This is a genomic window from Caballeronia sordidicola (genome assembly GCF_000729995.1).
Taxonomy (GTDB): domain Bacteria; phylum Pseudomonadota; class Gammaproteobacteria; order Burkholderiales; family Burkholderiaceae; genus Caballeronia; species Caballeronia sordidicola_A.
In genome coordinates, this window is sequence record NZ_JNFG01000006.1 from 1 (window position 1) to 12,871 (window position 12,871).

7 protein-coding genes are annotated in these 12,871 nt (G+C 60.0%); 1 reads left to right on the forward strand and 6 read right to left on the reverse strand.

Annotation, left to right across the window (positions count from 1 at the left end; all coding sequences use genetic code 11):
- The 4 genes from FH08_RS0105785 to FH08_RS0105800 all read right to left on the reverse strand — a co-directional run.
- The coding region (locus tag FH08_RS0105785; RefSeq protein WP_031357418.1) for an ESPR-type extended signal peptide-containing protein at window positions 1-3,191 on the reverse strand (3,191 nt) is incomplete at its 3' end.
- Between the two features lie 630 nt (window positions 3,192-3,821).
- Entirely contained in the window at window positions 3,822-5,999 is a 2,178-nt protein-coding gene (locus FH08_RS51245) for a TolC family protein (protein ID WP_051887813.1), read from the reverse strand.
- A gap of 5 nt (window positions 6,000-6,004) precedes the next feature.
- Window positions 6,005-7,282 (reverse strand): HlyD family type I secretion periplasmic adaptor subunit, encoded by a 1,278-nt coding sequence (locus tag FH08_RS0105795; RefSeq protein ID WP_051887814.1) that lies wholly within the window; start codon window positions 7,280-7,282, stop codon window positions 6,005-6,007.
- Window positions 7,279-9,585 carry a type I secretion system permease/ATPase gene (locus FH08_RS0105800; RefSeq protein WP_031357421.1) on the reverse strand — a complete coding sequence of 769 codons (2,307 nt, stop codon included), beginning with the start codon at window positions 9,583-9,585 and terminating at the stop codon, window positions 7,279-7,281. Before FH08_RS0105800 ends, FH08_RS0105795 begins: the two co-directional genes overlap by 4 nt.
- 644 nt (window positions 9,586-10,229) lie before the next feature.
- On the opposite strand from FH08_RS0105800, the gene FH08_RS0105805 reads away from it, so the two are divergent.
- Window positions 10,230-11,006: a copper homeostasis protein CutC gene (locus FH08_RS0105805; RefSeq protein WP_031357422.1), complete on the forward strand. Its 777-nt coding sequence runs from the start codon at window positions 10,230-10,232 to the stop codon at window positions 11,004-11,006.
- 85 nt (window positions 11,007-11,091) lie between these two features.
- Here the strand turns inward: FH08_RS0105805 and FH08_RS0105810 are convergent, their stop codons facing one another.
- Entirely contained in the window at window positions 11,092-11,508 is a 417-nt protein-coding gene (locus tag FH08_RS0105810) for a CopD family protein (RefSeq protein WP_031357423.1), read from the reverse strand.
- Window positions 11,509-11,525: 17 nt separating this feature from the next.
- Window positions 11,526-12,803 carry a glutamate-5-semialdehyde dehydrogenase gene (locus tag FH08_RS0105815; protein ID WP_035565479.1) on the reverse strand — a complete coding sequence of 426 codons (1,278 nt, stop codon included), beginning with the start codon at window positions 12,801-12,803 and terminating at the stop codon, window positions 11,526-11,528.
- Window positions 12,804-12,871 lie beyond the last annotated feature (68 nt).

Here is a 12,871-nt window from a genome sequence, read left to right on the forward strand (position 1 = left end):
AGCTTGGCTGCCGTTGCCGCTGCACCTGCTGCGGTCGTCGCAGCTGCAACGTTGTCGTACGTCGAGCCGTCAACCGTGATCGATGGCTTGGTGACCTTGCCCGAAGCGTCAACTGTCGCACCGCCGCCGATAGCTGCTGCCGTCGTCGATGCTGTGTTGAACAGTTGCGAACCATTGATTGCGTCCGTGCTGGTTGCGTTCACCGTGCCAGCCGTCAGCTTCGTGATCTTCGTGCTGCCAGCCGTGCCCTTCAGCGTGATCGTGTCCTTCGACGTTGCATTGTCGTAAGCCACAAACGAGTTTTGTGCTTTGCCCGTCGAGTCAACAACGATGCCCATGGCCGTCAACTGACCCATGTTCACTGCGTCGTTCGCATTCGCGCCAGCTGCCACGTTGGTCAACTTCACCGCTGCGCCCGTGCCGCCAAACGTGACCGATGCGTGCGAGGTGCTGTCGTACTGGACTGCGTTGCCCGCTGCCAGCTTGGCTGCCGTTGCCGCTGCACCTGCTGCGGTCGTCGCAGCTGCAACGTTGTCGTACGTCGAGCCGTCAACCGTGATCGATGGCTTGGTGACCTTGCCCGAAGCGTCAACCGTCGCGCCGCCGCCGATAGCTGCTGCCGTCGTCGATGCCGTGTTGAACAGTTGCGAACCATTGATTGCATCCGTGCTGGCTGCGCTCACCGTGCCAGCCGTCAGCTTCGTGATCTTCGTACCAGCCGTGCCCAGCAGCGTGATCGAATCCTTCGACGTTGCATTGTCGTAAGCCACAAACGAGTTTTGTGCCTTGCCCGTCGAGTCAACAACGATGCCCATGGCCGTCAACTGACCCATGTTCACTGCGTCGTTCGCATTCGCGCCAGCTGCCACGTTGGTCAACGTCACTGCCTTCGTTGCTGCCGTGCCGCCCAGCGTGACCTTGTCTTGCGCCGTGGAGTCGTATTGGACGCCATTCGTGCCACCGGCCGGAATAGCGGCGATTGCCGAGTTCAACTGGCCGAAATTCACCGCGTCTGTCGTCGCGGTACCTTGTGCAACGTTGACGATCTTGCGTTCCTTTCCTGCAGCGCCGATCGATACGACGTTCGACTGCGTAGAATCGCTGCCGCTACCAAGGATGACGCTGTTAGTAGCCGCCGACCTCTTGATGTCGTTACCAATGACGATCGTGCCTGCTCCGCCCGCCGTGCTGCGGTTACCAATCACGTAGGAATCCGTGCTGAGCGAAACCGAGTTCAGGCCCATCGCCACGGAGTTCAGGCCAAGCGTTTGTGCATTCGTGCCAATGGAAATACCGTTGGTCGCATCCACGGAGACGTAAGCCCTGTTGCCAAGTGCCGTGCTGTTGTCGGCCATGGCGCTGGTGTTGACACCCACAGCAGTCGAATTCAAACCCGCGGAAGCGATGGTATAGCCGAAGCCCACCGCATTGTCGGCGGTCGCATTGACGTTGGAACCCGACGCAACCGAGTTCGAACCCGTTGCGTGCGTGTTCAGGCCGATCGCGATCGAGTCGCGGCCATCCGCCTGGATGACAAAGCTCTTATCCGTCGGACCGGCCAGGATCAGTTGATCAGGCGTGGGAGGAGGGGTGTCGCCCGGGAGGCTGTTAATGCCGCCAAGCAGTTGGGTGCCCCCGACTTGTTGAGTCGCGCCCAAAAGGCCCTTGCTCGTGGATTTGAGAACCGTGGATTGCAATACGTTGGCGTTTGCCTTCATCAGGTCGCCGAATTGGCCGACATTGACAGCGTCGTTGTCGTCTACACCGTCTGAAACGTTGACCAGCCTACGCGTGGATGACATCGTCCCGAACGAGACAACGTTTGATTGATTTGCATTCGAACCGTAGCCGATCGCTACCGAGTTCACACCCGACACGTTGGCATAAGCACCAATCGACAAAGCCTTGTCCACGGTCGCAAACGAATTACCGCCCAAAGCGATGGAATCAGCACCCGTTGCGTTGGCCTGCAGGCCTTTGGTTGGTCCGAAACCCATGTAATTCAGGGTGCCGGCAGCTTTGTTTGCGGTGGTCTGTACAGCACTCAACTGCGACATGTTGACTGCGTCCAGAGAGGACGAACCCGCAGCCACGTTCGTTACCTTTACCGGTACGCCAGCGGCTCCCAGCGTGACCGAAGTGTGCCCCGTAGTGTCGTAGTGCACCGCGTCCGGGTCCGTACCCGCGCCGCCGCCGCTGCCAGAAGCCGCAGCTGCTGACAATGCGCTATCGAGGCTGGTGTATGACTGGCTGTTGATCTTGTAAACCGGCTTCGTGATCTTGCCGTCCGCGCCAACCGTCGACGAACCGCCGACTGCGTCAGCTGCGCTTTGCGCGACTGCGAACAGTTGCGAACCGTTGACTGCATCCTTGCTGGCGGTCGTGAGCGCGCCGTTTGCTACGTTCGTGATCTTCGTACCCGATGCGCCCTTCAGCGTCAGCAAATCCTTAGCCGACGTGTCGTACGAAACGAACGTGTTGGTTACATTGCCGCTCGTATCGAACGAAGCGCCCAAAGCCTTCAATTGCGATACGTTGGTGGCGTCGGTGTCTTGCGTGCCGGCGGCGACGTTCGTGATTTGACGCTTGATCGTTGCGCTACCGACAGAAACGGACTCAGCGCGATCCGTCGTCGCGCCCTGGCCAATTGCTGTCGAATTTGAGTATTGCGCGTTCGTGTCCGCGCCGAGTGCGAGCGAGCCCTTACCACTCGCCGAAGCGTTCTGGCCCAATGCCACTGACTGTGCGGCAAATGAGCGGGCGTTCTGGCCAATAGCCGTGCCGCCGTACGTCGCCGAAGCGCTGTCGCCCATTGCCATGCTGTCCGAACCCGCTGACGAGTTCTGACCAATAGAAACGCCCGAACCCGCAGCATAAGCCTGGTTGCCGATCGCCACGCCGCCCGTCTTGCCAGCGTTCGCGCCAATGTCAGCGTCGGCTTCGGCATCCGTGCCGATCGCCACGCCGTCAGCTACGTTTACCGTTGCGCCCGTGCCGAGCTTGACCGGGTCGCCAGCCATGGCGATAGAAGCACCGGCCAGGCCCATGCCGCCCACTGCGATCTGCGTCAGGATGGCTTTGGAGATTGCCGTCTTCGCGCGCTTGCTCTTGCTGCGGCCGGTTGCCAATTCCGAAACCGCGACCCATGATCCTGTCGACTCATTCCAGACTGATTTGTATGACTTGTTCATGCTGTGTACCTTTACAAAAATAAGAAAATCGCCTTGCGGCCGGCAGGACATGGATTAACATTTTTGAAATGACAATCCGATATACGGGTTCCGCGCTGCGCTCGGCGTTCATTGCCTCTTTCAGAGATTTCGAACTGAAGCACTGGACCGGGTTATCAAAGGGGGCCCGGCTTTTGTGAACGCAAACGAATCATAGGTTTGGAACGCACGCCGCTTAATGCGAAAACTCCTAATTTTGATTTCATCGATTCAAATCAAATTTTTCAGAGTCTTAAAAATGTCTTAGATAACCGATGTCGATGTCATAGGAATGCAGCCGAGGCTTACAGGGTATGGCTTTAGGTGATTATTGAGATCAAAATCGATGCTATTTTGAGATAATAAGAATTATCTTATAAACGGCAACCGTTGCTGGGGAACAACCGATTCCGTCTAGCCAGATACAAATTACGACACAAACTATCGTTTTTGCTTGTTTCTAAACGACGGATTAATTCGCCTTGAGACAGCGACGATAAAATAGAAAAAGGCCATTGATGCTTTTAACATCAATGGCCTTTTGTTAATCCATAAATAACCGACAATCAGCCCATCAGCATGAATTGGAACAGATTATTTAAACCCCGAATTTCAGGCGTCTTGCAACCATTGCTCCAGCGTCCCATTATTGAGGCGGATTTTAAGAATTGCCTGATAAGCGTCGAACTGAGTCGTGACCTGACTGACCTGGTTGTTATAGAAATCACTTTCTGCCGACAGCACATCAACCAGGGTCCGGCGATTCAGGTGATACCACTGCTCGAAGAACTGCTTGCGGACCAGGTCAGTCTCGACCGTGAGTTCCCCGTACAGCTTCGCGCGAGTCGCGAGCGCGATGGCGTCACGATGAGCATCGCGGACCCGGAATTCGGAGTCGAGCTGCAGCTGTTCACGCTTGTCCGCGCTCGACGACGCCCGCGACAACGCGGCCCGTTCCGCCGCCTGCTGGCTGCCGCCCTGGAACGGCGTCCACGACAACTGCAGCATGGTGGTCCACGGCTGGCGCTGGTTGAACGAATCGTGCGCGGTGGTCTTGTTGATCACCCAGTTCAATTGCGGCAACGAAGCGGCGCGCACCGATTTCGCCGTCGCAGCAGCCGCGGCCGACTCGGCCATGGCTTGCTCGATAGCCGGATTCTGCGGCACAGCGGCCACCGCGTCGTCGAGGCCATCGAGTTGCAATTGCCATAGCGTCCCCGGAGGCATGGGCGTCGGTTCATCGCCGGCGAGCTTGCGCACCGACAACTCCAGCGAGCGCACCTGCGCCGCCACCACTGCCTGCGACGTCTGCGCCTGCAACAGGCGCGCCTTGGCCTGGCTCAGTTCACTCAGGCGGCCCGGATCGACCTTGACGATCTCCGCCAACATGTCGACGAGCGCTCCCATGCGTCGAACGTAGCTTTCGCCAATCAAGTAGATCGCGCGATTCTTGGACAGATCAACCAGATTCGACGACACATCGTAGGCATTCTGCTGCTCCATCGTCTTCATATAGAACTCGGCGGCTTCGGCTGTTTTCGTCCGGCTATCGATGTTCTTCTTCGTCTTGCCCCAGTCGTACACCATCGTGGTCACATTGATGGAGGCATTCGCCATGTTGCTGTCGTTGAAACTGTTGTTCGAGCCCTGCAAGCTTGGCGAATTACCGGTCAGTTGCACTTGCGGCCAACGCTGGCCTTTCACCTGGTCGACGTCGAACTTCGCCGCGTCCCAGTCGTTGCGCGCCTGGCGAATGGCCGGGCTGCGCGTGGCGGCGACGTCGGCGGCGTTGCGCAGAGCGAGGCGAACCGCGCGCTCCGGCACGACCGAACGATCGCCAAGCGCCTTCGCAGCGGCGGAATCGTCGAGCCAGTCGGCATACGTCTGATCCTTCGAATGCGCGTTGCGGGATGCCTTGGGCACGCTTACGGCTTGTCGCAACGGCAACGCGGCGTTGACAGCCGGCCGGATCGTCCCGGCATCGTCGGCTGATGCATTCCCGCCTCCAGCAACCGCGCTGCGCATGGCGATGAGATCGGATTGCATATCGCGTTGCGGCGTGATCAGGAGCGAAGGCCGTATTGGCGATGCCGCCATGTTCGGCGCCGCAGGTAATGCAACCGCCTTCTGGACCGGCGGCGCTTTCACAACCGGCGCGGCTGCGACCGGATCTGCGTCGTCCGAGGCAATCAGTCCGGCGTTGGCAAAACCGCGCGAAATGACGGGCTGCGCCTGGCTCGCATCGATTCCCCGGGGTGCGGCAACCACGGAGGGAGCGTTTGCCACGGTGTGTGCCACGGGGCGTGCCACGGCGCTTGTGCGCGGCGCTTCGTCGCCCAGATCCGCCTCGTCCGGACTAATCAGTCCGGCGCTGGCAAAACCGCGAGAAACAACGGGCTTCGCCTGGCTCACATTCATTGGCCGCGTTGCGGCAACCGTCGCGGTGGCGCTTGCCCCAACATTCGCGACGCTATTCACCACAGCGCTTTCGCGCGGTGCCTCTTCGCCCAGATCCACGGCATCCAGCACGTTGCGGGGATCCACAGGCCGGAGCGCGGCTGCCACGGCACCGTTGCCGAAGACCTTCGGGCTGGTCATCGATGCCGGCGCCCACGCCATTTCGTCGAGCGGGGACTTGGCCTGGGCCAGCTGCGGCAATACCGCCAATGCGATGACACTGCTGCCGAACAAGGTATCGAAGGAGGAAAACAGCGGCCGGCGGCGCGAGGCTTCCTTGGTGAGGTTGTTTTCGCGCGGATCGATCCACGCGGTTCGTATTGACTTGGACATGGTGCTTATCTCTCGCGGAACGCTTCACGCGACTTGAAAATCGGTTTCAGCAAATACGACAGCACGGTCTTTTCGCCAGTGCGAATCTCGACGTTGCCGGTCATGCCGGGAATGATGGGAAGGTGCTTGCCGGCTGCAACGAGTTCGCTTTTGTCGGTGAGGACCTGGACCCGGTAGTAGATGGCATCGGGCTTGCCGGGCGCGGCTTTTTCATCGACGAGCGTGTCCGGGCTGATGTTCAGCACATGACCCTTGAGGCCGCCATAGATGCCGAAGTCGTACGCCGAGATCTTGACCATCGCCGGCAAGCCGGGCTTCAGGAAGGCCACATCGGAAGGCTTGACGTGAGCTTCCACGATGAGCTGGTCGGCATACGGCACGATGCTCATGATCTGCTGACCCGGCTGGATCACGCCGCCCACCGTCGTCACCTTGATGTCCTTGATCGTGCCCTTGACCGGCGCGAGCACGGTCGTGCGTTGCAGGACGTCGGCGCGGCCCACGAGGTTTTCCTTCGTTTGCGCAAGTTCGAGCTCGAGGCGCGACAGTTCGTCGTTGGCATCGGCCTGGTACTTGTTGCGGCGCTCCACAATCTGCGATTGCAGGTCATTGGCGGCGCGTTTCATGCGCATGACTTCCGTTTCCGATATCAACCCGCGCCCGGCCAGCGGCTCGGTCATGTTCAGCTCGCTCATGGCGAGCGCGTAGCTGCGCTGCAACGACGCGACGCTGTCTTCCACCGCCCGGCGACGCGCCTGGTAAGCCATGGTTTCGGCTTGCACGACGGACTTATCAGCCAAGACATCTTCGGGAAACACGAGCGGGCGGCCAAACGATTCGGCTTGCAGGCGCGCTACCTTGCCGCGCAGCCCGATCAGCTTGGTGTGTCCTTCGGCATAGTTCGAGTCGGCGCGCTTCGGATCAATATTCAGCAGCAATTGCCCTTTCTCGACGACATCGCCTTCGCGCACATGCATGTCCGAGAGAATTCCGCCCTCGAGGCTCTGGATGATCTGTTCACGGCTGACCGGAATCACCTTGCCCTGCCCTTGCGTCACTTCTTCAACGCGAGCGAACTTCGCCCAGACCAGACCGCAGACGAGGATCGCCGCGACCAGGTAAAGCACGGCTAGCGTGCCCGGTATGGTTTGCGCCAGTTGGGAGTCGCGCAGGTCACTCAGATAGGCGGCGTGCGCCGGATGAATCCGCGGCTCGGCGTTCTTGCGACGGCCGGCCGGAGTCAGGCCGCGAATCCGGCGGCCGAGTTGGGTAAGTGATTTCATGCTTGTTCCTTTGACGGCTGGCCGGCTTCAAGAGCGGGCGACGCCGTGTTGGTGACAGCCGGCGTGCGTAACGCGGCGAGCACCGTTTCCTTGGGTCCGTCGGTGACGACCTTGCCGCCATCGACCACGATGATGCGATCCACCAGTTGCAGCAGCGACGGACGGTGCGTGACCACAACGAGCGTCGTGCCCACGGTCGCCGCAGCCAGGTCGCGGATGAACGCGGCTTCCGTCTGGGTATCCATGGCGCTGGTCGGTTCGTCCATCAGCATCAGCTTGGGGCGGGCGATCAGGGTGCGGGCGAGCGCCACAAGCTGGCGCTGGCCGCCCGACAAACCGTCGCCGTTTTCGCCGATCTGCATGTTCCAGCCGTGCGGATTGCCTGCGGCTATAGCGTCAAGTCCGGTGATCTTGGCGACGCGCAGCAATTCATGAATCGATGCATCCGGGCGGCCGATCATCACGTTCTGGCGCAGTGAGCCGTAGAACAGCCGGCTGTCCTGGGCAACGTAGCCGACCGATGCGCGCCAGTCGGCGGGATCGATTTGCGAGAGGTCGATGCCATCGCTGAAAACCTGTCCGCTCGTCGGACGATAAAGATTCGACATCACGCGCAGCAACGACGATTTACCGCTGCCGACCCTGCCAAGAATGGCAATCCGCTCGCCAGCCTCGACCTTGATGTTGATGTCCTTCAGGAACTCAGGCGCCTTCATCCCGTTCGGCGCTGGATAGTGAAAGCCCACGCCCTTCAATTCGAATGCGCCGGTGACGACCGGGCCATCGAGGTAATCCACTTCCGGATCGCGTTCGACCGGCTTCTTCATCAAACCGCTGAGCGAATCGAGCGCAGCCTTTGACTGCTGGAAGCGCACGGCGAGGCCAGTGACCTGGGCAAGCGGCGCGAGTGCGCGGCTGGCGAGAATCACCGAACCGATCAGTGCGCCCTGGGTAAGCTTGCCATCGGCGATCAGGTACACGCCCGCCACCACGATCATCACGGTTTCGAACTGGGTGATCCACGAGACAAAGTTCGTCGCCAGTGCGGAAAGACGCTTGGACTTCATGGAGGTATCAGAGGCCTTGGCCGAGAACAATTCCCAGCGCTCTTGCATGTAGCGCTCGCCGGCAGTCGCCTTGAGCGTTTCGATGCCTTCCACTGTTTCAATCAGGACACCTTGCTTAAGCGACGATTCGCGCAGGTTTTCCTTCATCGTCTTCTTGAGCGGCCATTGGATAGCCAGGCTCACGCCGACAATCACCGGAATCAGCGCCAGCGGGATGAACCCGAGCGGCCCGGCAATCATGAAGATCACGGCGATATACAGGAACGTGAACGGCAGGTCGGAGATGGACGCAAGCGTGGCGGACGCCACGAAATCACGCACCGACTCGAATTCCCGCAACTGGTTGGCGAACGACCCGGACGATGCCGGCTTGTGCTCCATGCGTATGGACAAAGCCTGCTTGAAGAGCATCGCGCCCATGATCAGGTCGGCCTTCTTGCCGGCGACATCGAGCACATGCGCCCGTACGTTGCGCGAGATGAACTCGAACAGCATGGCGATGGCCACGCCGATCGCCAGCGACCACAAGGTCACGAATGCCTGGTTCGGCACGACGCGGTCATAGACGTTCATCGTGAAGAAGGTGCCGGCGAGCGCGAGCACATTGATGAGCAGCGCGGCCAGCGCGGCGCTCCAGTAATACCGGCGATAACGCCACAGCGTGCTCAGCAGCCAATGGCCGTTTTCCTTGGGTTCGGGCTTGCCGGCGCGGATATCGACCCGGCCAATCGGCTTGACGAGCATCGCGAAACCCGTGTAGTTCGCCTTCAACTGGCTCACGCCAATCGCGACGACCTTCGAGCCCGCTTCCGGCAACACCACGAGGTAGGCCGCTTCCATTTCGTCTTCGGCCGGCTGTTCGCCCGGCTTGATTTCGGCTGCCGGCTTGATAACCTTCACGTCCGTGGGCGAGCGGCCGATCAGCACACAGCCGCCGTGATCCTTGCGGAACAGCACGACCGGCAGCAGCATCGGCGACACCTCGTTGGGCTGTCGTTCGATCACGCCGACGTTGAAGCCGGACTGCTCCATCGCGAGCTGCGCCTGCTTCGGCGAGATAAAGCGTCCCGCTGGCAAGCCAGACAGCATCGCCGCCTCGCTCGTCGGCTTGCCGTGATAGGCAGCCATCCAGACAAGGCTCTTGAGAAGCGTGTCGTCTACCTTCGTCGATGATGTCAACACGTCACCGCCGTCCGACTGAAGGGGCGTTACCGCGCCCGGTACTTCATTTTTCATGGCTTTTGACTTTTTTAGCGTCCGGTGGGAGGGCTTGCGCTTGTCGACCGGGCGGGTGGATACGTCGTTCGTAATCGACGCGAAACGATTCGTCGCGGGATGCATTTATTTCAGCGCGTGCATTATCTGCACGACGACGGACGCGGAAAATCGGAAGCGTCCTAAATACAAACCAAGAAAGGAATCCGTAATTACAACTCTGCGCACTGGATTAATGCGATGAGTTGATTCTCGTCGTCGAGACCTCGGAGAACCATGAGATACGTCCTAATTAAACGGATGCCGGATAGCGAATGGAGACGTTTCTTCCGAGCTGGATCAGGGACTTACGAGAGGGAGGGTGAGTAGCGGCGGGTGTTGAAGCGCGGAGTCAGAGGTGAAGACGGCGGCGCTAGGGGTCCAGCGTTTCAGTCATTGCAATTTACTGAAATGAATCAGGATGGCTTGATATCGACCGGCAAGCTGATATACCTCATCGAGCAAGACTAGATGCCGGCCATTTAACGTCAAAGGCGCCGGAGAATGTGAAAACGGCTGTGACACTCTCACTCGCGCGAATTTGCCGCGCCGGTCCGTGCGACTATCCGGGTCGCGCGTGCTTTAAGCTGCAAGGTCGGGCTTTATTAACCAGGAAACTCTGTTGCATGTCTAAGCCACCTGTCCTGCTGGAAATCTGTGCCGGTTCTGTAACCTCGTGCCTGGCGGCGCAGACAGGCGGCGCGGGTCGTGTCGAGTTTTGCGACAACCTGCTGGAAGGCGGTACCACGCCGTCTTACGGCGCCATCGCCAGCGCGCGGGCGAAATTGACCATACAGTTGAACGTGATCATCCGTCCACGTGGTGGTGACTTCCTGTATTCCGATGTCGAATTCGACGTCATGGAGCGCGACGTCGTGGCTTGCAAAAAGCTTGGCGTGGACGGCGTGGTGATCGGGCTGCTTACCGCCGACGGTGATATCGACGTGCTGCGTGCCCAACGTCTGGTCGAACTGGCCGGGTCCATGCAGGTCACTTTCCACCGCGCGTTCGACGTAGCGCGCGATCCGTTAAAAGCGCTGGAAGACATTATCGATACCGGTTGCAACCGTCTTCTTACCTCCGGACAGGAAGCCAGCGCACCCGAAGGCGCCGCACTGATCAGCGCACTGCGCGAGGCCGCGGGGGAGCGGCTCGTGGTCATGCCCGGGGCAGGCGTCCGGCTGAACAATATTGCGCAACTGGTCTCTGCAACGGGCTGCGTCGAATATCACACTTCCGGCCGCGGGCCCATCGCCAGTGGCATGCGCTATCGCAATGAGCGCGTCAAAATGGGCGGCCCGGGGCAGGATGAATATGCGATTGTGGAGACGTCGGCTGAGCTGGTGAAACAGATCATCGCCGAGGCGAATGAAGCTTGGGAGCGCCTGCACCGCGCAGGCTAGTAGCGCTCAGCGGCGCGCGCTCTCGCAGGCCCCGATGCAAAAACGCCGGCTTTGGAGAGCCGGCGTTTCGTGTACTGCAACACGCTTAGAACGGTTTGACGACCACTAACAAAGTCGCGCCCAGTAGCCCGAGAACAGGCAACTCGTTGAACATTCTGTACCACTTATCGGAGCGGGTGTTTTCGCCGCGCTGAAAACGCCTTAGCAAAACGCCGCAATAAGCGTGATAAATAATAATCAGCACCACAATGCCAAGTTTCGCGTGCATCCAGCCCTGGCCCTGGCCAATTCCCACCACCAGCAGCAACCACAATCCACACGCCAACGCCGGTACCGCGATAAACGTCATGAAGCGGAACAGTTTGCGGGCCATGATCAGCAAGCGAGCGGTTGCCGCGGGCTCGGTTTCCATCGCGAGATTGACGAAGATGCGCGGCAAGTAGAACAGGCCTGCAAACCACGACGCGACTAATACTATATGCAGCGATTTGATCCAGAGCATTGGAATGGCGGTCTCGCTTATTCTCGTGTTTCGCCGTGACCGAACACGACGTATTTTAGCGACGTCAGCCCGTCCAGCCCAACCGGTCCACGCGCATGCAGCTTGTCATTTGAAATGCCGATCTCCGCGCCAAGGCCGAATTCGAAACCATCGGCGAAACGGGTTGATGCATTCACCATCACGCTCGCCGAATCGACTTCGCGCAGGAAACGCATCGCGCGGTCGTGGTCTTCGGTGATGATCGCGTCGGTGTGATTCGAGCTGTAGGTGTTGATGTGATCGATAGCCTCGTCCAGATCGTTCACCAGCTTGACCGACAAGACCGGCGCCAGGTATTCGGTGCTCCAGTCGGCTTCAGTGGCGTCGGTGAGCGGGCCGTCGTACCCGGCATCTTTCAGCACGGCGCGGCTCGCTGCGTCCACGCGCAGTTCGACGTCTTTGGCACGGAACGCCTTGGCGAGCGCGGGCAACACGCCGGAAGCAAAGCCCCTTGCAACGAGCAGCGTTTCCATCGTGTTGCAGGTTCCGTAACGATGCGTCTTCGCGTTCTCGCATACGTTCAGCGCCTTGGTAAGGTCGGCGCGGTCATCGACATAAACGTGGCAGATGCCGTCGAGGTGCTTGATCATGGGCACGCGCGCTTCTTCCATCAGGCGCGCGATCAGGCCCTTGCCGCCGCGAGGAACGATCACATCGACGAATTCGCTCATGGTGATCAGCTTGCCGACGGCCGCGCGGTCCGCCGTGCCGACCACTTGCACTGCGTCCTGCGGCAGGCCGGCCGCCTGCAGGCCTTCGCCGATCAATGCAGCCAGCGCCGTGTTGCATTCCAGCGCCTCGGAACCGCCGCGCAAGATAGCCGCGTTCCCTGACTTGAGACATAGCGCGGCAGCGTCGATAGTCACGTTCGGCCGCGATTCGTAGATGATCCCGATCACGCCCAGCGGCACGCGCATCTGCCCGACCTGAATCCCGCTCGGACGAAATTTAAGACCACTGATCTCGCCGATGGGGTCCGCCAGCGCCGCCACTTGCCGCAAGCCTTCGACCATGGTGTTCAGGGCTTTATCGGAGAGCGTCAGGCGGTCGATGAAAGCGGCGTCGTAACCTTTATCCCGGGCACGGGCGAGGTCGCGTGCGTTCGCGTCCTTCAACACAGCACGTTCGCGTTCGATAGCGTCCGCAACGGCCGCGAGCGCGGCGTTTTTCGCCGCCGTCGATGCCCGCGCCATCGCGCGTGAAGCACGGCGCGCGCGGCGGCCGAGTTCGGTCATGTAATTGTCGATGTCGGTCATCGTCATTCTCTTGGATTCGTTCAATGCTTGAGGAGCGCGGCTTTCGGCTTGTCAGAGCCGAAGAACAT

Bases quoted from the DNA above. Each gene is read 5' to 3' on its own strand.
- FH08_RS51245 (WP_051887813.1), bottom strand. From the start codon at position 5,999: ATGTCCAAGTCAATACGAACCGCGTGGATCGATCCGCGCGAAAACAAC.
- FH08_RS0105795 (WP_051887814.1), bottom strand. From the start codon at position 7,282: ATGAAATCACTTACCCAACTCGGCCGCCGGATTCGCGGCCTGACTCCG.
- FH08_RS0105800 (WP_031357421.1), bottom strand. From the start codon at position 9,585: ATGAAAAATGAAGTACCGGGCGCGGTAACGCCCCTTCAGTCGGACGGC.
- FH08_RS0105805 (WP_031357422.1), top strand. From the start codon at position 10,230: ATGTCTAAGCCACCTGTCCTGCTGGAAATCTGTGCCGGTTCTGTAACC.
- FH08_RS0105810 (WP_031357423.1), bottom strand. From the start codon at position 11,508: ATGCTCTGGATCAAATCGCTGCATATAGTATTAGTCGCGTCGTGGTTT.
- FH08_RS0105815 (WP_035565479.1), bottom strand. From the start codon at position 12,803: ATGACCGACATCGACAATTACATGACCGAACTCGGCCGCCGCGCGCGC.